Raw genomic sequence first — 23,079 nt, 5'->3', positions numbered from 1 at the left:
CGCGGCCTCAGTTTTTCTCGGCGATCATCAGGAACACCGGATATTCCCGCTCCGGGCTGCCTTTTCTGATCGTGAATACGGTCGAAAACCGGATGTTGCGGAAGCCAGCCGCCCCGGCGCGCCGCGCCAGGTCATCGCGGTCGAATCCCTTGTGACCATGGAATTCGTAGCTGTGGAATGAGCCGTCTTCGCTGTCGAGGTCGGCGATGCACAAGTAGCCCGAAGGAGCGAGTAGGGCGTGAAGATCGCGCAGGATGGCATCGGTGCCGGGGATGTGGTGGAACGTCATCAGCGAATAGGTGATGTCAAACCGCTCATCCGGTAACGGGTCGGTGGTCAGGTCGAGTTGCACCGACGCCATGTTCTTGCAGCCGGTCGCGGCAATTTTTTCGCGCAGCACCTCAAGCATGCCGGTCGAGCTGTCGGCCAAGGTTATGTGCTGCAAATGCTCTTGCAGGCAAAAACTCAGCAGGCCGGTGCCGCAGCCGTATTCGAAGCCGCGCATTCCTTCAGTGGGCCGGACATTGGCGAGAATGGCATCGGCGACTGCTTGTGCGCGAGCCGTTTTCATCGGATCGGCGTCCCAGAGTTTGGCGCGTTCGTCGAAGCTTGGTGTTGAAGTTGATGTGTTCATGGTCGCTGTAGCCGCTATTGGAATCGGGAGGTTTGCATGCCTGGCTTATGGAGCCTTCTGTTCCGCCGTCTTGCGCCTTTCTTCGATTTCGCTCTGGCGCAGAATGCTGGCCGGAACGCCTGCGACGCTCCAGTTTTCCGGTGAAACCGGAACGACCCCGCCGCGCACGCTCTCCCTTGGTACGTCAAGCATCTCGACAATGATGTCGGTAAAAGTTCGCAACAGATGCTGCCGATCTTCAAGCGAACGACCTTCCAGAACCATGAACGAAAAATAGGGGGCGGCCACCGCGCCATCGCTGACAAATTTGCCGCCGACGCAGTAGAAGTCGGGCTTATGCTCGGTGACAAAGACACGAACCCGGTCGACCGGGCAGCGTAGTCCCGCTGCGAACGCCTCACTGCAACGGAGCAAGAGCTTTTGTATTGTGGCGGCGTCAAAGCGATCTTGAACAAGATGAATGTTGAGAATGGGCATGATGGTCTCCCCAATTTGTCGGGTTTTAGATGGTGGTGTTGGTTTGAGACGAAAATCAATATTCTATTATTAGCATAAGCCAATTTTGGCTGTGCCAAAAAAAACATCATGAAAAGCAAATCGCTCCCCGATCCGCGTGGTGGTATTTCCCCGCGTGGGTGGTCTGGGATTCTTGTGAGATGAACCACCATGCGTAAAGTCGTTTGCCTCTTGTTCCTGTGTCTGTTGCATTTACTGGCCTTCGCTGCCGATCCGCCTGCAGACGTGCCAAGGTCGGTGCCTGTCCATTTGTTCTGGTCCAAGCAATGCCCGCATTGTCTCGACGCCCGGCCGCCGATTCTCGATCTGGCGAAGCGGTATCCTTGGATCGAACTGTACGACTACGAACTCAGCGAATATCCGGAGAACGTCCGGCGCTTCGTTGAATTGGCCGAACAGGTCGGTCAGAAGGCGCAGGCGGTGCCGTCACTGATTTACTGCGGGACGATGGAAACCGGATTCGATGCGACGCCGGCGGGTGTGAGCGCTTTCGTTGCCCGACTCGAACGATGTCGAAAGCAGGGGAGTGAGGATAATGTCGCACGCCAAAGCATCGACGGCTTCAAATTGCCGCTACTTGGCGCCATCGATCCCGCCCGCCTTTCCCTGCCGCTGCTGACAATTTTGCTGGCCACCCTCGACGCGTTCAATCCGTGCGCGTTTTTCGTCCTCCTCTTCCTGCTCTCGCTGTTGGTGCATCAGCAGAATGGGCGGCGCATGCTGGTTATCGGCGGCATCTTCGTCGCGTTTTCCGGGGGAATGTATTTCGCCTTCATGGCCGCCTGGCTCAATCTCTTTCTGCTGCTCGGCAGCCTGCCCTGGGTGACGGCTGTGGCCGGACTGCTGGCGCTGGTGATGGGCGCCATCAACATCAAGGACTTCATGCGTTTCCACGAGGGTGTGACGCTGTCCATTTCGGCGGAAGGGCGCGCCGATGTTTTTCAGCGGGCGCGGCGCATTCTCGGCGCGGGCAGTCTGCCGGCGATGATTGTCACGACCATCGTTCTGGCCGTTGCCGCCAATTTCTACGAACTGCTGTGCACGGCCGGCCTGCCGATGCTCTTCACGCGCCTGCTCACGCTGCAGGAAAGCAGCGCCACGCCGCATTACCTGTACCTGGCCCTGTACAACGTGGTTTATATCCTGCCGCTAATGGCGATCGTTCTGGCCTTCGTGCGCACCATGGGCGCCCGTAAATTGAGCGAGCGCGAAGGGCGGCTGCTGAAACTGCTCTCCGGACTGATGATGGCCGGACTTGGCGCGCTCTTGTTGCTGGCGCCGGGAATGCTCGGAAACGTCGGCGTGACACTGGCCGTGCCGGCGTTGGCGATTGGCGCGACGTGGCTGGCCGCGCGCTCGACGCGCTCTTGAGCGATGCCAGTGGTCAGTTCCGCAGGTTTCCTGCTTGAATCGTCTGTCCGGCATGGCCGGGCTTGACGATGTTTGCCCCGAATGTCTGCTGCAGGTGTTCGGCGACGTGCGCACCGGTGCAGTGGCAGGGGATCAGGAAATCGAGTTTGCACTCGGCGAGAAAGCGCGTGGTGGCGGCAATTCGAGCGTCGGACGCCTGATTGAGGTGCAGCCCGCCGATGATGCCGCGCACCCGGTCGATACCCGACACCGCCCGGATATGGCCGACGGTATTGATCAATCCTGCGTGGCAGCAGCCGGTCAGAATCACCAGGCCGTCAGTCGTTTCGAACCACATCGAGAGGTCGTCAATGATCGGGTCTGGCTGCTGCTTCTGTTCATCGAAAAAGAATGGCCCGCCGGTATCCTCGAACGGCACGCTTCTCGGGACCGGTCCGCTGATGCCGATACCCGGTTGAAGAAGGTACGGCGCGCTGATTTCGATCCGGCGAGCCGGCGGTAACGCGGCAAGTGCGTCCAGCACGGCGGGTTTCATGCCGATCGCTCTGGGCGGTTGGTCGGGGTGGCAACTGAGACGGTGTGCCGTCGCACCTTTCCCGAAAATAACCGGTGCCTTGTGATTGGCCGCGAGAAAGGTGGGCAGGCCGCCGGTGTGATCGTAGTGGCCGTGGCTGAGGATCAATGCATCGGCTTGGTCAAGGTGGAGGCCGAGCGCCCGGGCATTGTGCTCAAGTGCCTGTTCCTGGCCGGTATCGAAGAGGAGGGCGGTGTCGCCCGTTTCGATCCAGGCGGCGAAGCCGTGTTCGGCAATAAGGCCGGGCATGACTTCATTGTCGGCAATCAGCGTGATTTGAATGAGTTTGGGTGGCATATCCTGATTCCCCCTGCGCTTGGCGTGGCGGTTGTGAAAGTTTGAGGATCAAGAATTTAGCATATGCCAGAAAAAGAAATTGCATTCAATCAGGAATGGAAATAAATTGGCGACTGTTTATCACCATCGTAAGTATCGTAATGGGTAATCGACAGATAGCCGGTTACCACTGACCAACCGATGAAAGGGAAGCAATAATGGCAGGTTCAGAACGCGTACAGGAAGCGGCAAACGTGCCGGAAAACACAGGGGAGATGCGGCTCGCGCATTTGCCTGTTTCGTTGTTTTCCATCGTCATGGGCGTGAGCGGCCTCGCCATCGCGTGGCAGAAGGCGAGCGCGATGTTCGGCGTACCGTGCGTGATCTGGCAAATAATAGGTGGTTTGGCCGGCGCCATTTTCATCGTGCTGGCCTTTGCTTATGGAGCCAAGTTGTTGCGCTATCCTCAAGCGGTTGCGGGCGAGTGGAAGCATCCGGTGCGCGTCAATTTCTTTCCCGCCATATCGATTGGTCTTTTGCTGCAAGCGGTCGTCTGGCTGGAGACTTTTCCATTGTTGTCGTTTGCTTTGTGGCTCGTGGGCACGTTGGTGCAGTTTGGGTTTACCGTCTTTATCCTGAGTAGCTGGATGTACCACACGCATTACGACATCAAACATGCCAACCCGGCCTGGTTCATCCCGGTCGTCGGCAATCTGTTTGTGCCGATTGTCGGCGTGAAGTTCGCCTCACCCGAAATTTCGTGGTTCTATTTCAGCGTTGGCATTGTGTTCTGGGTCGTTCTGATGACCATCGTGCTGTACCGCGTTTTCTTCCACGATCCGATTCCTTCCAAACTGCTGCCCACCCTGTTCATTTTCATCGCGCCGCCGGCCGTTGGATTTATCGCCTACAGTGGGCTGGTGCCGGAAGTCGATGGTTTTTCGCGTGTGCTTTATTACACGGCGCTGTTTCTGTTCTTGCTGCTTGGCGTCAACGCGAGGCGCTTTCTTCAGGTGGGCTTTTATGTTTCCGCATGGGCTTATTCATTTCCGCTGGCAGCAATGACCATTGCCACGCTGTTGATGGCGAAACGCTCCGGCGTAACGGTTTTCAACGGGTTGGGCGTCGCGCTCTTGGGCCTCGTCAGCGTGGTCGTGACCGTGTTGATTTTTAAAACCTTGGGCGCTATTCGGCGAAAAGCGATTTGCGTACCGGAGTAGCTGACCAGGATCGCGCCCGTTCCTTTGGGCCGGGCGCAACGTAAAGCAGGAGAAAAGGCGTGTCGTCTTTCGATGTCCTGTTGGGGAAAATAAAGAGCCGCGTCGCGCGCTGGATTGGCGTCAATTCGTGTTCTGATAATCGAGCTGGCCGCTTCGTTGTCGTCATCGAGTGCATCCTGAATCAGAACGCGCGCGATAGAGGGGCGGCCCGTTTCCCGGCGATGAATGGCGAAGTTGTCGGTTTATGCCAGAAATATCAAGTGGGAATGCTGCAGATGCCGTGCCCGGAGGTTGCGGCACTGGGGGCCAGCAGGCAGCGAAAGCCCGGTCAGTCTCTCCGGGAGGCGATGGACACGGTGCATGGGCGGGCATGTTGCCGGAGAATTGCGGCCGATGTGGCGGATCGGGTTGAGGTGCAGCTGGCGGGGGGGAATACGCTGCTGGCCGTTCTTGGCGGCAACCATCAGAGTCCCGGTTGTGCCGTGCATAACGGAGAGACCATTCCTTCTCCGGATTCGGGCCTGTTGATACAGGCGTTGCAAAGCGAATTTGGCGCACGGGGGCTGAATGTGCCATTCCGGGGTATTCGCGATAATGATCCGCTCACGCTCGCTGACGATCTTGCATGGTTGCAGGGGGTGTTTGCGCAGACTGTGGCTGACCGATAAAAGGTTCTGCCTCCTGATTCCAGAAAAGAATCTCAAAAAGTTTCTGGTCTGTGTTGATTTGAATGCAAATCGGGAGCGTGCAAGTCATGCATATCTCCCAGTCGAGGCGAAAGAGGTTGAGGACAAGGCGTCGTAGGGAGCAAGGTTGGCGCCGGCCTTCTCGATGCGCGCGTGGCTCGAACCGGGAAACGACCATCGTCATCCTCCTGCGGCGTGACCCCGCGCAATCTGGCGCAATTGCTCGTAGAGTTTGCGCTCCTCCGCGGAGAGATGCTCGGGGACCACCAGTCGCATGCGCAGCAGGAGATCACCGCGCCCGCTGTGACCAAAGCTCGGCAACCCCTTGTGGCGCAAACGAAGCACGGTGTCAGGCTGGGTGCCGGGAGGCACCTGCACGCTGGTCGGTCCATCCAGCGTCGGTATCTGCAGTTGCGTACCGAGTACGGCGTCGGTCAACGAGAGTTCCTGTACGGACCACAAATCCGAGCCATCACGCTTGAACTGCGCATGCGGCAGTGTATGAACGATGACAAACAGATCCCCGGGCGTCCCACCGGCTTCCTGCGCGGCGACGCCATGACCGGGGATGCGCAGCACCATGCCTTCGTCGACACCAACCGGCACCTTGACCGTCAGTTTCTCCGCAATCAGCGTCTGCCCCCGCCCCTGGCAGGCGGGACACGGATCGTCGATGAAAAAGCCGCGTCCGCCGCAGGTCGGGCACACCGTCACCTGCTCGAAGAAAACGTTGCTGTCCTGGCTTTTCTTCACCTGCCGCCCGCTGCCGTGGCAGGTTTCGCACGTGCGCGGCAACGTTCCCGCCTTCGCCCCGCTGCCCTTGCAGGCAGGACACTGTACCCAGCGTTCGATATGCACCGCCTCGTCGCCGCCCGTGAACACCCGTTCGATCGGCACGCGCAAGACCACCTCGAGGTTTTCGCCGCGCGGCGGTCCGCTCTTGCGCCGGCGTTCGCCGAAAAAACGCTCGAACAATCCGCCACCGAAGTCGAAGCCGAGGCCGCCAAACAGGTTCTCGAAGTCGATGCCGCCATAGATGTCCTCGGGCCGCATGCCGCCCAGCCCGGAAAAACCGCCAGCATCGTAGTCGGCGCGCTTCTTCGGGTCGGAAAGCACGGCGTAGGCCTCGGCGATTTCCTTGAAGCGTGCTTCGGCGTCTGGCGCTTTATTGCGGTCCGGGTGAAACTTCAGCGCGAGTTGGCGGAAAGCGTCCTTGATCGCCTTCGCATCGGCATCCCGCGGCACGCCGAGTACTTCGTAGTAATCGCGTTTCGCGTCGGCCATGACAGCCTCCTGCCGCCTTCAGTCCAAGGCTGCATCAATGATATTCGGCATCAACGACGCGCCCGCCGCCCGCGCTGGAGCGCGGCTCGCCGGCTTCCGCGTCCCCCGGTGGCACGCCTTGCCCCGAACGCACCTCCTGATACGGGCCGGTACCCGGCGGCTGCGTCGAGGCATAGATCACCGTGCCGGCCTCCTTCAGCACCTTGCGCAACTTCTCTGCCTCCTCCTTGGCCAACGTCGCGTCACGCTTGTTACAGGCTTCCTTCGTCTGGCGACGCGCCTGTTCGATACGGTCTTTCATTTCTGTTGTCAGCTTGTCCGCGAAATCGGCGAGCACTTTCTCGGCCTGATAGCAGAGGCTATCGGCGTCGTTGATCGTTTCGGCCTCCTCGCGCCGCTTCTTGTCGGCCTCGGCATACTGATCGGCCTCTTTCTCCATGCGTTCCTTGACGTCGCGTGAGAGCCGCATCGAACCGCTGATGCGCACCGACTGGCTGCGCCCGCTCGCCCTGTCCTTGGCCGAGACGTCGAGCATGCCGCTGGCGTCGATATCGAAGCTGACCTCGATTTTGGGCACGCCGCGCGGCGCCGGCGGGATGCCGTCTAGGTTGAATTCGCCGAGGCTGACGTTATCCGCCGCCATCGCTCGCTCGCCCTGAAAGACGTGAATCGTTACCGAGGTCTGCAGATCGGCAGCGGTGGTGAAGGTCTCGGTTTTCTTGACCGGCACGGGGGTATTGCGGCCGATCAGCGGCGTCGCCACGCCGCCGAGGGTCTCGACGCCGAGCGTCAGCGGCGTCACGTCGACGAGCACGATGTCCTGCACCTCGCCGGTCAGCACGCCGGCCTGAATCGCCGCGCCACAGGCCACGCATTCCATCGGGTCAACGCCCATCTCGGCGCTGCGCCCGAACATTTTCTCGAAGAAGGATCGCACGGCCGGCATGCGCGTCGGCCCGCCGACGAAGACGATGCGGTCGACCTGCGACGCGCTGAGGCCGGCATCGCGCAGAGCCTGTTCGACCGGCTGTCGACAACGGTCGATCACTGGGGCCACCAGACGTTCGAGATCGGCGCGCCCGAGATCCATCTCCAGATGCTTCGGCTCGCCCCCGACGACGCCGATGTACGGCAGGCTGAGGTGCGTGGTGACGCTCGTCGACAATTCGATCTTGGCGATTTCCGCCGCCTCCATCAGCCGTGCGGCGGCTTTCGTATCGCGTCGCGCGTCGATGCCGCTCTGCTCATAGAAGCGCTGGGCCAGCGCCTCGAAAATCGCCTGGTTCATGTCGGTGCCGCCGAGCCGCGTGTCGCCGCTGGTGGACTTGACCTCGAACACGCCCTTGCCGAACTCCATGATCGTCACGTCGAGCGTGCCGCCGCCCAAGTCGATGACGGCGATGCGCAGTTCCTGCCCGGCACGGTCGAGTCCGTAGGCCAATGATGCGGCGGTCGGCTCGTTGACCAGCCGTACGACTTCCAGCCCGGCGATGCCGGCCGCGTCCTTGGTGGCGCTGCGCTGGTTGTCGTCGAAATACGCCGGCACGGTGACGACCGCCTTTGTCACCGGCTCGCCGAGGAAGGCTTCAGCATCGCGCTTGATCTTTTGCAGCAGGAAGGCGGATAACTGTTCCGGCGAAAACTCCCGGTCGTGCAGACGCACGCGATCACGTGTGCCCATGCGGCGCTTGAACGCCGTGGTCGTCCCTTCCGGATTGGCCGCTGCTTGCCGCCGCGCCGGTTCGCCGATCAGCATCTGGCCGTCGGTGGTGATTGCGACATAACTCGGGAATGCTTTTCCGCCGAGGCTCACTCCTTCGGCGCTGGGAATCAGGACCGGCCGGCCACCGCGCAGGACTGCCGCCGCCGAGTTGGATGTACCCAGATCGATACCGATGATTGCCATGGTGTCACCTCGCCGAACTTGTTCGAACTTGTTGTTTCGATGCGCTTCGGTTTTCAGTATAGGCCGAGGTTTTCTGGTTATCGGGCAAAGCTCTCCTGATCAGGGGACTTGTCCAACGCTTGCAAGTCCGAATGGATTTCGTAGGCGCAGACCTGATTACGACCTTGGTGTTTAGCGTCGTAAAGCGCCTTGTCTGCACGGGCCAGCAACGTATCGATATTGTCCGACGCGTCATCGAGTTCCGTTATGCCGATCGAAACGGTGATCTTCACCGGCAAGCCGTGTTCGCGCGGAATTTCGCAGCATTCGACGGTTCGCCGCAAGCGTTCAGCTACTTCGAACGATTGAAGCAGCGGGGTTTGTGGAAGCACCACGGCAAATTCTTCGCCACCGAAACGACCGACGATATCGACCTCGCGCAAAACACTATGAAATATCTCTCCCAGCCTTTGCAGAACGGTGTCGCCGGTTTGGTGGCCGTAGGTGTCGTTGACCTGCTTGAAATAGTCTATGTCCAGCATCAGCACCGACAGTTTGCTTCCATAGCGGGTGGCGTTGGCCAGTTCCCGGGAGGTTAGCGTCATGAAGTGCCGACGGGTAAGGACGCTGGTCAGGGGATCGATTTGCGCCAAGCGTTCGAGTTCGCACTCGACCCGCTTTTCCTCAGTGATGTCCCGAATGATCCCAAAGACGGTTCGTTGTGCCGGGTTGAATTCGGCAATCGAATGAATGTCTTTCAACTCGCCCGTATCCGCCGTTTTGATTCTGAACTCAACGTTATAGGGGAGTCCCTTTTGGATCAGGTTGTCGATTGCCGCGTCGAGGGCGGGGCGATATTCGGGTAGCGGTATGGTCTTGATGGCTTCGTAGTCGAATCGGGAGGCTGACAGGCCGTAAATCTTGACGGCACCGGGAGAGCTAGTGATCGTCCGCGTATCAAGGTGCAGTTCCCAGTTGCCCGTCTTGGAGGCCAACTCGGCGCGTGCCAGACGGGAAATGTTCAGGACCATGCCTTCCTCCGCCTGTCGGCGCTTTTCGATGTCCATACTCAGGTCGTGATGCAATCGGCGATTGACCATCAGAACAAAGCTAAAGGTCAGCGACACCGCCAAGACCTGAATCCCGAGGTACATCACCAGATCGTAAGCACTTGCGTGAAAGAAATCCGGACCGGGTGGATTAGACACGTAGTAGATGATTCGCCCGGCGAAGAGCAGGGCATAGGCGATCATCACGCCGCCGAGGAATTGCGCGCCCAATCGCCGTTCTGCAGGCGTCCTGAGTACCAGCCAGACGCATTCGAGGCTGAACCATGTCAGGACGGCGGAGTAGTTGATGCATCTCCAGAACAGGCTTGGGTCAGCGTAGGTGAAATAGGCGTGGAGAATCACGAATATCGTCTGAAGCACATAATCATGTTTCAGGGAGAGTGGCCGATCGAGAAACAGCGCCAATCCGGCGAGCAGTTGCATTAAACCCGTCGTGACGAGCCAGGCGGCGACTACGATCGACAGCGCATCGGGGATAGTCCCGCGCAACAGAAACAGTTGGAACGATACGAACTGGATGCCAAGACTACGGAGCCAATAGCTTGTCGCCGGCACTCGTCCCCGATTGCTTCGCCAAACGGCGGCCATAACGACGAAACAAATCAGCATGCTGGCGACGTTGCTCGTGAGTAGCGTCCGCAGGTCGAGGAATTGGGCGGGGAACATGGTGGGTGCGTCCAGTTTATTGCGCCTGACTATTGTTGTGGACTCGTGGGCACTGCGCGTCTGCATCGCCGCCGGCAAACGCTTCGGCCAGCGTGACGTCGGTGCCGCCCACACCGACGTCTGCCTCGTGATCGAAGATTTGCCTGTTCGTCCGATCGTCAGCGGGTGATCGGCTTGTAGCGGATCCGCTTCGGCTTGGCGCCTTCCTGGCCGAGGCGCTTGATCTTGTCCTGCTCGTATTCCTGGTAGTTGCCGGAGAAGAACGTCCACTGCGAATCGCCTTCGCAGGCCAGGATGTGCGTACAGATGCGGTCGAGGAACCAGCGGTCGTGGGATATGACCATGACGCTGCCGGCGAATTCAAGCAGCGCGTCTTCCAGCGCACGCAAGGTTTCCACGTCGAGATCGTTGGACGGTTCGTCAAGCAGCAGCACATTACCGCCGGAAATCAGCGTCTTGGCCATATGCAGGCGGCCGCGTTCGCCGCCGGAGAGTTGGCCGACGAATTTCTGCTGGTCGCCGCCCTTGAAGTTGAAGCGGCCGATATAGGCGCGGGCCGGGGTTTCATACTTGCCGACGGTGAGAATGTCGGCACCGCCTGAAATTTCGTCGAAGACGGTCTTGGTGCCGTCGAGGCAATCGCGGCTCTGATCGACGTAGGCGAGTTTGACGGTCTCGCCGATATCGACTTCGCCCGTATCCGGTTTTTCCTGGCCGGTGAGCATGCGGAACAACGTCGATTTGCCGGCGCCGTTCGGACCGATGATGCCGACGATGGCGCCGGCCGGTACGTTGAACGAGAGCTTGTCCATGAGCAGGCGGTCGCCGAAGGATTTGCTGACCTCCTTGAATTCGATGACCTTGTTGCCGAGGCGTTCGCCGACCGGAATGAAAATTTCCTGTGTCTCGTTGCGCTTCTGGTAGTCGACATTCGAGAGTTCCTCGAAACGGGCCAGGCGGGCCTTGCTCTTGGCTTGGCGCGCTTTCGGGTTCTGCCGTACCCACTCGAGTTCCTGCTTCATCGACTTCATGTGGGCGTCGACCTGTTTCTGCTCCTGTTCTAGCCGTTCTTCCTTCTGTTCGAGCCAGCTTGAATAGTTGCCTTTCCACGGGATGCCGTGGCCACGGTCGAGTTCGAGAATCCACTCGGCGGCGTTGTCGAGGAAGTAGCGATCGTGGGTGACGGCGACGACGGTACCGGGAAAGCGGCAGAGGAATTGCTCCAGCCATTCGACCGATTCGGCGTCGAGGTGGTTGGTCGGTTCGTCGAGCAGCAGCATGTCGGGTTTGGACAGCAGCAATTTGCACAACGCGACGCGGCGTTTTTCACCGCCCGAAAGCTTGCCAATAACGGCGTCCCACGGCGGCAGGCGCAGCGCGTCGGCGGCGATTTCCATCTGGTTCTCGGTGTCGGAGCCCGAGGTGGCGATGATCGCTTCGAGCCGCGCTTGTTCCTCGGCGAGCTTGTCGAAATCGGCATCGGGTTCGGCGTAGGCGGCGTAGACGGCTTCCAGCTTGGCCTGCGCTTCCATGACTTCGCCCATGCCGCTTTCGACTTCCTGACGTACCGTCATTTCCGGGTCGAGCTGCGGTTCCTGCGGCAGGTAGCCGACACGGATGCCGGCCAGATGCTGGACTTCACCGTCGTATTCCTTATCGACGCCGGCCATGATGCGCAGGACGGTCGATTTGCCCGAACCGTTGATGCCGAGCAGGCCAATCTTGGCGCCGGGGAAGAAGGAGAGGGAAATGTCCTTGATGATCTGCCGTTTGGGCGGGACGATTTTGCTCACGCGGAGCATCGACATTACGTATTGAGCCATGTTCTTATGCGGTAAAGGTTTAGTGGTGAATCGGGTGAAATCAGGTACGAATGGTTTCGTCGAGCGTGATGTCGACCATCAGGTCGTTCGACAGGAGTTCGAGATCGCGGGTCAAAGCGTGGGTGTCGAGTCCGGGCGAAGCGGTCAGTTCGGCCGTGGCGTGAAACAGGACTTCGGCCGACATCGGGGCGCTTGCTGTATGCGTGTTGAGTTCTTCAACGTTGACCGCGTGACGGGCGAGTACTTGGGAAACTTCGCGTACGCATGCCGATGCGATCATGGCCGACCAGGGAGAGCTTGAGGCGACGTGCTTTGCTGGCGCTTCCTGCGTCTTCCGATATCTCCGAGATCACGCGCAGCCCTTCAATTCCGGCGAGCGCGGCCGTCAGCGCTTCAATCCCGTTGTTCGGAACGCTGATGCAAACGATGCCGGCAAATTTTCCCGAGAGATGCGACATCGATGATTCGAGCCAGTTGCCCTGATGGTCGCTGATGACCTTGGCCAGTTGCTCGACAAGGCCGGGGCGATCGTTGCCGATGGCGGTCAATACGAGAGAGGTGCTCATGGACGGCTCCTGACGAGTGGACGGGGACGAACGCGAAATGCGCGAATTGTACCGGATTGTCTGTTATCGCCGTTTGGCGTGCCGTTATTGCTCGGGAGCGATCGTTGAAAGTCCGTCGCAGATGTTTCGCATCTCGTTCAGCAGCCGCTCAAGAATCCCCGGGATGGTGTCTGCTTCGCGTTCCCGACACGCATCCTCAAGCGTTTTGGCGAGATTGCCGAGGTCGATGGCGCCAATCGTCTTCGCCGCACTCTTGAGCGAATGCGCCAGGCGGGTGGCGGTGTCCCATTCGTCCTTGCTGAGCGCGCTCTTGAATCCGGATTCAAATTCCCGGCCATGAGTGTCGTGAAAGAGCTTTAACAGTTTTCGGTAGAGTACCGGTTTGCCATTCGCGTAACGCAAACCCAACTGGCTGTCGATGCCGCGCAATTCCGGAAGATCGAGAGCGTTGGCGGCAGACGGAGCGGTATCGCCTGGTACGATTGCCCGTGGTGTTCGTGTTTTATCGATTGCTGAGGCGAGGACGGTATAAAGCGCTCTGGAACTGACCGGCTTCGAGAGGTAGTCGTTCATGCCCGCCTGCATGCAGCGTTCCTTTTCGGTTTGCAGAACGTTGGCGGTGAGGGCGATGATCGGTAAATCGCGGTACCGCGCGTCTTCGCGCAGTTGGCGGGTGGCTTCGTAACCGTCCATGACTGGCATCTGACAGTCCATGAGGACGCCATCGGGGCGTTGCCGACGAATGAATTCGATGGCTTCTCGCCCGTTCTTCGCAATGCGCACCTGGACCCCGGCATTAACGAGCATGTCCCGTACGACTTCCTGATTGAGCGGTGCGTCGTCGACGAGAAGAATGTCGAGACCGTTCAATCCGCTGATATCCGCTTCCATGCCGTTGGCTTCGGCGCTTTCTTCCCGGTATTCAATGCCGATCAAGGGGGCGATTTCTGCAAAGAGGCGGCTACTGGTCACCGGCTTGAGGAGCAGACTGTCCGAGAGACTGGTCGCTGCTTCCGCTTCCTTGTGACTGAGGTCGGTCATCAGAATGATTGGCGGGGCAGGGTGTTTGTTTTGCCAGAAGGTTTTGAGTCGTTCGATGGTTTCGACGCCGTTGAGTCCGGGCATCTGGTGATCAACCAGTGCCACCAGATAGTCCGGCGCGCTGGCACGCATCACGGCGCGCAGCGCTTCTGCCCCGGATGCATGGATTTCGGCGTCCAGTCCGAGCCGTTTTAGTTGACTGGCGAGGGTGGTGCGGCAAAGCGGATTGTCGTCGATGAGCAGAACCGGTTTTGAGGCATGGGGGGACAGATTACGGCGCCGGAGATCAAGAGGCGCTTCGTCTCCGCTACCGACGCCGAGCGTGATGTAAAAACGGAAATTGCTGCCTTTGCCCGACTCGCTCTTGACCCGAATGCGACCGCCCATCAATTCGACGAGCCGCTTGCTGATGACGAGGCCAAGTCCGGTCCCACCGTAGCGCCGCGTGGTCGTTGTGTCGGCTTGGGCGAAGGCGCTGAACAGGCGGTTCAATTGATTGCGCGAAAGCCCGATGCCCTCATCAATCACTTCCACGTTCAGCCTGGTTTGGCATTCATCGACCGCTTCGCAACGCAGGCGCACAGCGATAGTGCCTTGGTCGGAGAACTTGATGGCGTTGCCGATCAGGTTGATGAGAATTTGTTCGATGCGTAGTGGGTCACCAATGAAATTCCGATGGCAGGAATCATCCGTATCGAACACGAGTTCGATCGACTTCTTGCCGGCGCGCTCGGAAAAAATTGCGCTCAGATCATCGAGCACTTGATCGAGATCGAACGGAACCTGTTCGATGCCGAGTTTCCCGGACTCGATTTTCGAGTAATCAAGGATGTCGTTTACGATGCGCAACAGGGAATTCGAAGCGCGCTGGATTTTTGTCAGATAGTTGCGTTGCTTGCGGTCAGGCTGCGTTGCGAGGCACAACTCGGCGAGGCCGATGATGGCATTCATGGGGGTGCGGATTTCATGGCTCATGTTGGCCAGAAATTCACTCCGTGCCTTGGCCAGTCGTTCGGCTTCGCGTCGCGCGAGTTCCTGCATATGCTCTAGCCGACGCCGTTCGAGTGCATCAAGGAAGGCGACAAGGATCACGATGAGCGGGACGACGGCGGCGGCGATGACGAAGAGTCGCGCCATGCCGTTGTTCACTGGCGTCTTTTGGGAAACGGAGACGAAGGCAAGCGGCGTATTCTTGATCTCGACGCGGGCGAGGACATGATCCGGCCCAAAATCGTGCAGAGACGCCTGATTGCTTACGCCGGCGGGCGTAAGAAGGTTTTTTTCCGGTGGATACTGAGCCAGCTGCTTCGCCAAGTCGCTTCCGGGCCGCAGCGGGGAGCCGTTCCGGCGGTCGACCAATACGCTGTGCAAACTTGTTCCGGTTTGCCCGAACTGCGCCAGACTCGTGTCTGCATCGATCCAGGCGATCAGTTCGCCGCGGTAGGCGTCGTTCATCCAAACCGGAGCGGTGATCAATATTTCTCCGGTTCGATCCCCAAGCAGGGTACGTGAAGACCGATGGTCTGGCGAATTGCCGGGAAAGAGCGTTTTCCGGAGCGCGCCTGGAATTTCAGGCGCGTTCCAGCTGGCGACGGGGTCCCCTGTGTTATCCACGAGCAACAAGCCGGTATAAGGTGCTTCGGCCCCCACTCGCCTGTGGCCGGCCAGGCGCTCGAAATTGTCTTCGATCAACTGAACGTTAACCCCGAGGCCGTACTGGTAACTCATGCCAAGATCGTGGTTGACGAAAAAATTGGTGATGACTGAGGATTCGGCCAGTCCTTCGATGTCGTTGCGCCGCTCCGAGAAGAAATAGGCGATGGCGGATGCCTGCTTTTCCGTCTCCATCCTGAACTGCAGTTGGGCATTGGCTTGCAGTTGTTGGAGGGAATCGTAATTGCTCCAGAAAACAGCGCCGGCATAGGCGATGAAAAGAAGAAAGGTAAAAACGCTTTTCCTGTAATGCCGTAGTAGTTGGAGCATGGCGACGACTGTCAGGGTCCTAGCGTTCGCCAGGGATGTTGCGGAAGTAATCCGGCAAGTAGCGTGGCGCTGCACGGTAGTACTTTTTGACGAGTCTCATGTAGGTTCCGTCGTTTTGCAGCTTGACGAAAAACTCGTTAAACGCCTGGCGCAGGGCCGGAGATGTTTTGCGGAAGGCGATGCCCATGCGCTGTTCGCCGGAAACAGGCCCGATAATCTTGATCTGCCCCGGCCATTTTTCCATTGCCACGATCACGTCTGGCACGTCCAGTAGCGTCATGTCGGCTTCGCGTTTGAGAACGGCCGGAACGATGTCGTTGAGGTTGATGCTCTTGGTGAATTGAAGCAACCGATAGCCCTTGCCATCAAGGCCGTATGCTTTCGAATCAAGGCAAGTGTTTTCCATCACGAACGTGGAACCATGCGTAAGTTTTGCCTTGGTTGCCTCGATGTCGGTGGTGATGTTTCCGCTCGGTTTGATCGGTTCAACCGGAAAATCGGCGCGTGTAAGCAGCCAGACGGCCGAGGGGAATGTCGGTACCGAGTAATCGATCAACGCCTCACGTGCTGGCAGGATGGTCAGGCCGTTGCCAACGATGTCTCCTTTGATCGGGCGACTGCCGTGAGCGTGCACGACGGGTTTGTACTGAATGCCTTGGCCGATCAGATCTTCGATCACGTTGTGCCAATCGGTGGGCACGTATTCGTAGCGAACGCCGATGTGTTTGGCAAACAGCTGGATGACTTCGGCATCAAGGCCGCTGTCGTTGCCGATGACGAAACGTGCATAGGGTACGCCAAGGTGACGCAATACTCCGCGCGAGCGGATTTCGGCCAGATCCTGCGCACTGGCGCTAAGGCTGATCAGCGCAAACAGACACAACACCACTTTTTTGATGCAGAGGTTCATGGAACCAGGCCCTGCGGGATGGCTTTCATTATGAACAAGTCCTCGACATCATCTTGGCTCTATCAATGGGCATTTGGTAAGCAGCGGACTGGCGTTGCCGAACAGCATATCAATATAGCATGCCGCGCAAAAGCTGTTGGCGGCAATCCTTTCGCAATCCTGTTTCTCTCGGGATTTTCCCGGAAAATCGGAGCGATTGCGTTGGTAATGGAAATGCTAAGATTGAATTCGAAATCATGTCCGCCGGGGGTAAATCCGCTTTCGCCCGGTGCCTGAAGATGCACTGCCTTTTCCTCTGAATCCTCCGAATACGGCAAGTACAAAATTACGATGACTACGCAAGATAATCCAGAAGAAAACAAGGTCGGGGAAGCGCTTAACGCCCAACGTTTCCGGATGCTCGAAGACATTGCCAGGGAACTGGCCGGCGATGTGGTCTTTCCGACCTGCTTTGACGTCACTTTGCGGCTACGTAAAGAGCTGCAGAACCCCGATGTGTCCATTCCACAGATAGCTGCCGTGGTCGGCGTGGAGCCGTTGGTGGCTTCCAAGCTGATGCGGCTCGCCAATTCGGCGTTTTATAACGCGAGCGGGAGTCCGGTACGCGATGTGCCCGCCGCGATTGCCCGTCTCGGCATCAAGGTGGTTCGCTCTACAACGCTGGCAATTGCCATGGGGCAGATCGTGCATGCCAAAGAACTCGTTCAGTTCCGCGATTTCACCAATCTGCTATGGGAGCACACCATCACGACGGCCGCCGCTGCACGTCATCTTGCACGTACCCGCACGCGCGTGAACCCCGATGAAGCGATGCTGGCGGGGCTTGTCCATGATCTTGGGGCTTTTTACATGCTTTACCGGGCCGCCCAGTATCCCGAACTCCGGATGCGTCCTGATACGGTGAAGCATCTCATCATGCAGTGGCACGAGGGGATCGGCGTGACGCTGCTCAATGCCCTGGGCTTGCCCGAGGAGATTGTCGAGGCGACGGTGGATCATGATCGTCCCAGACCGTTGCCGATCAGGTTGAATACCCTCAGCGATGTCGTCTACGTGGCCAATATCGTGGCTGGTATTTCCCACGAGTGGGTGTATTTCGAAGACGAGGAAGACCAGGCTAAAGAACGAACGAATGTCTTCGAGCAGATTCGCAGTGAATTCGCCACAATCATGCCTGAAGTGGAAGCCGATGCACGTGAAATCATGGCAACTTTCAACTGAGAAGGCGCCGTGGCCCGGATTGGTGGCGTCCTGTCCATAACCCTCCCAACTTGGAGAAGTGTATGAATCCCTACGCTAACGAAGAACTCGGCAGAGCAGACGTCGATGCCATTCCCGGAGTTGTGGTCCTTGAATTCGGTGCCAATTGGTGTGGCCACTGTCAGGCGGCTTCTCCATTGGTTGCGGCAGCACTCGCGCCTTATTCGGGCGTACGCCACATCCGTGTCGAAGATGGCCCCGGGCGGCCGTTAGGGCGTTCGTATCGCATCAAGCTTTGGCCGACGCTTGTTTTCCTCAAGGATGGGCAAGAGATCGAACGCCTCGTTCGCCCCACGAATGCCGAAGCTATTACCCTGGCACTGGCGGGATTGGCGCCGGATCGAACGTGAGTTGCATCACATGGCGTTTCGGAGTCATTCAGAAGTCCCGGCTGGCCTTTGCTTCTCCGGCTACGGCCGGTGGTGACCTGCTATGAGGAAATTGGCATGAACAGTTTGCTTTGGAAGCGCAACAGGCGAACGAACGTGTTTCTCCGAGATGTCCTCCTCCTGTTTGTAGCGCTTTTATCCATACCCCTTGCCGCCTCTGCTGTCGAACGATCACTACCGTCCACTGACGCTGAGGACGATGTCTTTTTTGATCGTGATGATTTGTTTGGCGACAAGGAACAAAAAACTCCATCAGCGGGGACGGGCGTAAAAGGCTATCTCCAGTTCGAACTGGCTCGGGTTTTCGAGTCGCCTGGGCAGTGGTCAAAAATGCTTACGCGGGCTGATCTGAGTTCGCAAGGCAACCTGGGCGGTGGCGTCAAGTGGAAGCTGGGGGCTCGTTTGAATTACGACGCAGTCTTTAGCATCGATGATTTTTACCCAGGGGATGTCGCCGACGACCAGCGTTTCTATTTCGATCTGCGCGAGAATTATCTCGATGTCTCGACCGGAGACCTGGATTTTCGTTTCGGGAAACAGCACGTGGTTTGGGGGGAAATGGTCGGTCTGTTTTTTGCCGACGTTGTTTCTGCACGGGATATGCGTGAGTTCATCCTGCCGGAATTCGATACCATGAGGATTACGCAATGGGCTGCCCGTACCGAATATTTCAAAGACAATTTCCACGCTGAACTCTTGTGGATTCCGGTCGCCATTTACGACAAGATTGGCGAGCCCGGGGCGGAATTTTTCCCGCATCAATGGCAGCCGGCCGGCGTAAATGTTCAGTATCGCAATGAAGATATTCCGACGAGAAATCTCTCGAATACCAATTATGGGTTGCGGTTGTCGATGCTCGCGAATGGCTGGGATGTCTCCGGCTTCACTTACCGGAGCATGGACATTTCGCCGACTTTCTATCGGGATGCGACGAGCGTTCCCGGAACGTTCATCTACGAAGCTCGGCACGATCGGATCAGCCAATATGGTGGCACGCTTGCCAAGGACTTTGGGGATGTCGTGCTCAAGGCCGAGACTGTCTATACGCGAGGCCGTCGGTTCAGCGTGACCCGGCTGAGCGATGTCGATGGTGTCGTAGCGCAAAATACGCTTGATTGGGCGCTGGGTCTGGATTTTACGTTGCCAGCCGATACGCGGTTCAATGTTCAACTATTCGAGCGCACGTTCTTCGATCACGATCCGGACTTGATCTCCGACAAGCGGGAGCAGGGATACAGCTTGCTGTTGAATCACAAATTCACCGACAAGGTCGAAGCACAAGCGCTATGGATCGCCAGTCTGAATCGCACCGATTGGCTGTTCCGGCCGAAAGTCTCCTGGGCGTTCGAAAGAAACTGGCGGCTGGTGACGGGGATCGATATTTTCAAAGGGCCCGAACTTGGCTTGTTCGGGCGCTATGACAAGAACGACCGCATCTATGCGGAACTGCGTTATGCTTTCTGAGGCGTGTTTTACCCGGTCGTTTCGTAGTCCGAACGGCTGGCCGTGACGCGATAGGTCATTAAATTGCTGTCCATGCTGTCGAACCGGCCCTGATTCGTTTCCACGACCGGGTAAAGCAAAAAGGGCAGCTTGCTTCCCGTCGAATCGCGCAGGGCGACATCCTGCGCTGCGTTAAAGCTGATCCAGTTCATTTCCCAGAAGCCAAATAGAAGCTTCTTGAGAACGGTCAGTCTGGAGTCGCTGCTGCTCAAGCCTTCGTCGCGAATCGCCTTGCGCACATCGGCCGGGTTTACGGCAATCCATCCATAGCCTGGGCTGTAAAACTCGGCCCGGCAGTGCTGCGCGGTTTGAAGATTGCCGCTGGCACCGAGGCTGCCGAACAGTCTTGATCGATCCAGGCGCAGCCCGAAGACGGGGCGCGCCGGGATGCCCATCGAGCGGCAAAGCCCGACGAAGAGGAGGGCGATGTCGGCGCTCCGCCCGTGGAACTTGCCGCTTTCGAGCAAGGTGGCGATGTTCGAATGACCGACGCGGTTTTGCGCCGGGTCATATTCAGTGTTATCGACAACCCAGTCATATAACGCCTTCGCTTGTGCCAAGGGGTCTTTGATACGTCCAATTGCCTGCTCGGCGGTCCGCCGGACAATGCCGTCGGTGGGGACAAGCGCAGTTTCCTGGAGGTTGCGGCGCAGGACTTCACCTCTCTCGGCGATGGCTCCGCGCCGGGTGATGTCGAAGTTGCGGTCCTGTGTCGCTACCTGGCTTGTCAGGTGGAGTTGCGGCTGGGTCCCGCCATCGGCCCAGTCTGCGTAAAAAACCTCCATGTCCGCAATCGGGTCACGGTAGATGCCGGCGCTCTGGAAGTTGCCCTGCCAGCTATGGCCGAAGGAGCGTTCCCAAGGCGTGTCCCGGTACTGGGCGAGCGGTACCCAGAGGCGAACCTTGCCGTTGATCCGGTTGAGCGTTATTTCGGTGCGTATGTCGTACGTTTTCCACTGCGCAGGTTTCTCGTCCGGAAGACTGATGACATTCGGCGCCTCGGTCGGTTGCGGGGTGTAGGTCGCTGTTTGGGCAGGTTCGGGCGCCGGGCGGGCTACGCTTCGCGTTGTGGTTTTGCTTTTTTTACCCTTTTTCGCCGAAGGTTTGCTGCGGCTTGTCGTTTTTTTTGCCGATGTCTTTTTTGTTGTCTGCTTGCCTGGCGTTTTCTTTTTGTTGGCGGCGAGCGCCGGGATTGCAGTGAAGAAGGAAAGCACTGCCGATGCAGCGAGGAAGTCGCGTCGTTTCAAGCTCGACTCTCCTGAATTCTTGAGCCTTGCAGCGGCGAATGGTGACCTGACGAACTTCGCCAGGTTGCTTGCCGCGGGCTATGGGTTGTAAAAACGGATCAGCCGTGCCGGAGGGCACGACTGGCGGCGGAGTATAGCACTGCCGCAGTTTAGAGCACTTCCGCCGCGTGATCAGCGAGGCGGGAACGCTCACCGCGTTGCAGGGTGATGTGGCCCGAATGGCTCCATCCCTTGAAACGGTCGACGACGTATGTCAATCCGGAGCTTCCCTCGGTCAGGTAGGGGGTATCGATCTGCGCAATATTGCCCATGCAGACGACCTTGGTGCCGGGGCCGGCGCGGGTGATCAGCGTCTTCATCTGCTTCGGCGTCAGGTTCTGCGCCTCGTCGATAATCAGAAACTTGTTGAGGAAGGTTCGACCGCGCATGAAGTTGAGCGACTTGATCTTGATGCGGCTACGAATCAAATCCTGTGTTGCGGCGCGGCCCCATTCGCCGCCTTCGTTGTCGGTTTTGTTGAGCACTTCGAGATTGTCCTCGAGCGCGCCCATCCATGGCCCCATTTTTTCCTCCTCTGTTCCCGGCAAGAAGCCGATGTCTTCGCCGACCGGTACCGTCACGCGCGTCATGATGATTTCCGAGTAGCGCTTCGCTTCGAGCACTTGCGTCAATCCGGCGGCCAGGGTGAGGAGCGTTTTTCCGGTTCCGGCCTGACCGAGCAGGCTGACGAAATCGATTTCCGGATCCATCAAAAGGTTTAGAGCGAAGTTCTGCTCGCGGTTACGTGCGGTGATGCCCCAGACGCTGTTTTTCGGATGCGTGTAGTCGATGAGCGTTTCGAACTGGGCTGTTTTTCCCGCTACCTCCCGAACAATGGCGTGTAGCGGCTGCGGTCCTTCCTGGTAAATGAATTCATTGACCAGCAGCTTGGCACTGAGCGGCCCCTTGACGCGATAGAGCGTGCGGCTTTCCTGCTTCCAGGATTCCATGCCCTGGCCGTGTTTATCCCAGAAATCGGCCGGCAATTCACGGACGCCGCTGTAGAGCAGGTCAATGTCTTCCAGCACCTTGTCGTTGAAGTAGTCCTGCGCTTCGAGACCGAGCGCCCGCGCCTTGATGCGCATGTTGATGTCTTTCGACACCAGGATGACCGAGCGATTCGGATTGAGGCGTTGCAGGTGGATGACGACGGCGAGAATCTGGTTGTCCGATTTGGCCGTCGGCAGTCCGCTCGGCAATTCGTTCGAGATGGCTTCGGTTTGCAGGAAGAGGCGACCGCTGGCCAGTTTGTGGGAGAGTTCGCACAGGGCGATCCCGTTCTGGATGCTGTCTTCCTGACTGCAGACGATTTCGTCGAGTGTGCGGGAGACCTGCCGGGCGTTGCGCGAAACGTCGGAGAGGCCTTTCTTGTTGTTGTCGAGTTCCTCCAGCGTTTTGATCGGCAGATAAACGTCGTGTTCCTCGAAGCGATAAACACAGGTCGGATCGTGCAACAGAACGTTGGTGTCGAGGACGAAAAGCTTCGTGTGCGGCGCCGTGATTTTCTTTGGCTTGGTCTTGGCTGCAGGCTTCTGAACCATGAGTGTGTCTCCGAATGTTGGATGTTGGCGTCGGCGTTGATGAAGTTAAAGCGTTTTTACGAAATCCAGCACTTGCTGTGCGTGCCCGGGCGCCTTGACGCCGCGCCATTCGTGTCTGAGTACGCCGCTCTTGTCGATCACGAAGGTGCTGCGCTCGATGCCCCGGACCAGTTTGCCGTACATTTTTTTCTCCTTGATGACCCCGAACTGGCTGCAAAGCTGCTCTTCAGCGTCGGAAATCAGCGCAAACGGAAGCTCCTGTTTGGCTTTGAAGTTTTCATGCGAACGCAGACTGTCGCGGGAGATACCGGCGATGACGCAACCCGCCTGCTCGAATTCGGCATGGAGGTCGCGGAATTGCTGGGCTTCCGTTGTGCAGCCCGGGGTACTGTCCTTCGGATAAAAGTAGAGGATGACCGTTTTCCCCTGGTTGGCAGAGAGCTTGAAGTGTTGATCGCCGGTGGCGGGTAATTCGAAATCGCTGACAATGCTGTTGATCATTGAATTAGGCCTTTCTGGTGTCAAAAGCGCTTCTGGAACGGGTGTTGGTCGGGCGCTGCTCTTTCCCGAGACAATAGCAGAAAAAAAACGGGGG

At 58.2% G+C, this 23,079-nt stretch carries 22 protein-coding genes; 8 read left to right on the top strand and 14 right to left on the bottom strand.

All coding sequences use genetic code 11. The features are described from left to right. Positions 1-7: 7 nt before the first annotated feature. On the bottom strand, positions 8-634 hold the full coding sequence (locus GH659_RS05775; RefSeq protein WP_153110041.1) for a class I SAM-dependent methyltransferase: 627 nt from the start codon (positions 632-634) through the stop codon (positions 8-10). Positions 635-679: 45 nt separating this feature from the next. Beyond that, the gene (locus tag GH659_RS05770; protein WP_153110039.1) at positions 680-1,111 is read right to left on the bottom strand and encodes a tautomerase family protein; all 432 of its coding nucleotides are present in this window, start codon (positions 1,109-1,111) and stop codon (positions 680-682) included. A gap of 189 nt (positions 1,112-1,300) precedes the next feature. Here GH659_RS05770 and GH659_RS05765 point away from each other — a divergent pair, with 189 nt between their 5' ends. Next, positions 1,301-2,521 carry a hypothetical protein gene (locus tag GH659_RS05765; protein WP_153110038.1) on the top strand — a complete coding sequence of 407 codons (1,221 nt, stop codon included), beginning with the start codon at positions 1,301-1,303 and terminating at the stop codon, positions 2,519-2,521. A gap of 13 nt (positions 2,522-2,534) precedes the next feature. Here the strand turns inward: GH659_RS05765 and GH659_RS05760 are convergent, their stop codons facing one another. Further along, the gene (locus GH659_RS05760) at positions 2,535-3,392 is read right to left on the bottom strand and encodes an MBL fold metallo-hydrolase (protein ID WP_153110036.1); all 858 of its coding nucleotides are present in this window, start codon (positions 3,390-3,392) and stop codon (positions 2,535-2,537) included. A 197-nt stretch (positions 3,393-3,589) separates the two neighbouring features. Between GH659_RS05760 and GH659_RS05755 the strand changes: the two genes are divergently transcribed. After that, entirely contained in the window at positions 3,590-4,591 is a 1,002-nt protein-coding gene (locus GH659_RS05755) for an SLAC1 anion channel family protein (protein ID WP_211364117.1), read from the top strand. 59 nt (positions 4,592-4,650) lie between these two features. After that, on the top strand, positions 4,651-5,259 hold the full coding sequence (locus GH659_RS05750; RefSeq protein ID WP_153110034.1) for a hypothetical protein: 609 nt from the start codon (positions 4,651-4,653) through the stop codon (positions 5,257-5,259). Positions 5,260-5,457: 198 nt separating this feature from the next. Here the strand turns inward: GH659_RS05750 and GH659_RS05745 are convergent, their stop codons facing one another. From GH659_RS05745 to GH659_RS05735, 3 genes are all read right to left on the bottom strand, one after another. Continuing rightward, positions 5,458-6,561 carry a DnaJ C-terminal domain-containing protein gene (locus GH659_RS05745; protein WP_153110032.1) on the bottom strand — a complete coding sequence of 368 codons (1,104 nt, stop codon included), beginning with the start codon at positions 6,559-6,561 and terminating at the stop codon, positions 5,458-5,460. A 34-nt stretch (positions 6,562-6,595) separates the two neighbouring features. Beyond that, positions 6,596-8,467: a molecular chaperone DnaK gene (dnaK, locus tag GH659_RS05740; RefSeq protein WP_153110030.1), complete on the bottom strand. Its 1,872-nt coding sequence runs from the start codon at positions 8,465-8,467 to the stop codon at positions 6,596-6,598. A 77-nt stretch (positions 8,468-8,544) separates the two neighbouring features. Further along, complete coding sequence (locus tag GH659_RS05735) at positions 8,545-10,182, bottom strand: sensor domain-containing diguanylate cyclase (protein ID WP_170285831.1); 1,638 nt, start codon at positions 10,180-10,182, stop codon at positions 8,545-8,547. Between GH659_RS05735 and GH659_RS14775 the strand changes: the two genes are divergently transcribed. Then, a complete protein-coding gene (locus GH659_RS14775; RefSeq protein ID WP_170285830.1) occupies positions 10,181-10,351 on the top strand; it encodes a hypothetical protein in 171 nt (56 codons plus the stop codon). The two genes, GH659_RS05735 and GH659_RS14775, sit on opposite strands and share 2 nt — an antisense overlap. Here the strand turns inward: GH659_RS14775 and ettA are convergent. The 5 genes from ettA to GH659_RS05715 form a co-directional block, all read right to left on the bottom strand. Further along, on the bottom strand, positions 10,341-12,005 hold the full coding sequence (ettA, locus tag GH659_RS05730) for an energy-dependent translational throttle protein EttA (RefSeq protein ID WP_153110025.1): 1,665 nt from the start codon (positions 12,003-12,005) through the stop codon (positions 10,341-10,343). The two genes, GH659_RS14775 and ettA, sit on opposite strands and share 11 nt — an antisense overlap. 40 nt (positions 12,006-12,045) lie before the next feature. Continuing rightward, the gene (locus GH659_RS15030) at positions 12,046-12,189 is read right to left on the bottom strand and encodes an ACT domain-containing protein (RefSeq protein ID WP_246167733.1); all 144 of its coding nucleotides are present in this window, start codon (positions 12,187-12,189) and stop codon (positions 12,046-12,048) included. Positions 12,190-12,220: 31 nt separating this feature from the next. Further along, a complete protein-coding gene (locus GH659_RS05725) occupies positions 12,221-12,571 on the bottom strand; it encodes a glycine cleavage system transcriptional repressor (protein WP_246167731.1) in 351 nt (116 codons plus the stop codon). 84 nt (positions 12,572-12,655) lie between these two features. Beyond that, positions 12,656-15,595: a hybrid sensor histidine kinase/response regulator gene (locus GH659_RS05720; protein ID WP_153110023.1), complete on the bottom strand. Its 2,940-nt coding sequence runs from the start codon at positions 15,593-15,595 to the stop codon at positions 12,656-12,658. 19 nt (positions 15,596-15,614) lie between these two features. Next, entirely contained in the window at positions 15,615-16,505 is an 891-nt protein-coding gene (locus GH659_RS05715; RefSeq protein WP_153110021.1) for a transporter substrate-binding domain-containing protein, read from the bottom strand. Positions 16,506-16,535: 30 nt separating this feature from the next. On the opposite strand from GH659_RS05715, the gene GH659_RS05710 reads away from it, so the two are divergent. The 4 genes from GH659_RS05710 to GH659_RS05695 all read left to right on the top strand — a co-directional run bounded on the left by GH659_RS05710 (position 16,536) and on the right by GH659_RS05695 (position 19,618). Beyond that, positions 16,536-16,781 (top strand): hypothetical protein, encoded by a 246-nt coding sequence (locus GH659_RS05710; RefSeq protein WP_153110019.1) that lies wholly within the window; start codon positions 16,536-16,538, stop codon positions 16,779-16,781. A 54-nt stretch (positions 16,782-16,835) separates the two neighbouring features. Continuing rightward, a complete protein-coding gene (locus tag GH659_RS05705; RefSeq protein WP_153110017.1) occupies positions 16,836-17,726 on the top strand; it encodes an HDOD domain-containing protein in 891 nt (296 codons plus the stop codon). Between the two features lie 62 nt (positions 17,727-17,788). Next, positions 17,789-18,115 (top strand): thioredoxin family protein, encoded by a 327-nt coding sequence (locus GH659_RS05700; RefSeq protein WP_153110014.1) that lies wholly within the window; start codon positions 17,789-17,791, stop codon positions 18,113-18,115. A 96-nt stretch (positions 18,116-18,211) separates the two neighbouring features. Next, positions 18,212-19,618, top strand: a complete 1,407-nt coding sequence (locus GH659_RS05695; protein WP_153110013.1) for a DUF1302 family protein — start codon at positions 18,212-18,214, stop codon at positions 19,616-19,618. A gap of 8 nt (positions 19,619-19,626) precedes the next feature. On the opposite strand, the gene GH659_RS05690 is transcribed toward GH659_RS05695, so the two are convergent. From GH659_RS05690 to GH659_RS05680, 3 genes are all read right to left on the bottom strand, one after another. Beyond that, the gene (locus GH659_RS05690; RefSeq protein ID WP_153110011.1) at positions 19,627-20,904 is read right to left on the bottom strand and encodes a transglutaminase-like domain-containing protein; all 1,278 of its coding nucleotides are present in this window, start codon (positions 20,902-20,904) and stop codon (positions 19,627-19,629) included. 149 nt (positions 20,905-21,053) lie between these two features. Next, positions 21,054-22,484 (bottom strand): PhoH family protein, encoded by a 1,431-nt coding sequence (locus GH659_RS05685; RefSeq protein ID WP_153110009.1) that lies wholly within the window; start codon positions 22,482-22,484, stop codon positions 21,054-21,056. 45 nt (positions 22,485-22,529) lie between these two features. Beyond that, positions 22,530-22,985, bottom strand: coding sequence for a peroxiredoxin (locus GH659_RS05680; protein WP_153110007.1), 456 nt, complete (start codon positions 22,983-22,985; stop codon positions 22,530-22,532). Positions 22,986-23,079 lie beyond the last annotated feature (94 nt).

Source organism: Propionivibrio limicola (genome assembly GCF_009469695.1).
Taxonomy (GTDB): domain Bacteria; phylum Pseudomonadota; class Gammaproteobacteria; order Burkholderiales; family Rhodocyclaceae; genus Propionivibrio; species Propionivibrio limicola.
This window is presented reverse-complemented; position numbering and strand designations above follow the sequence as displayed.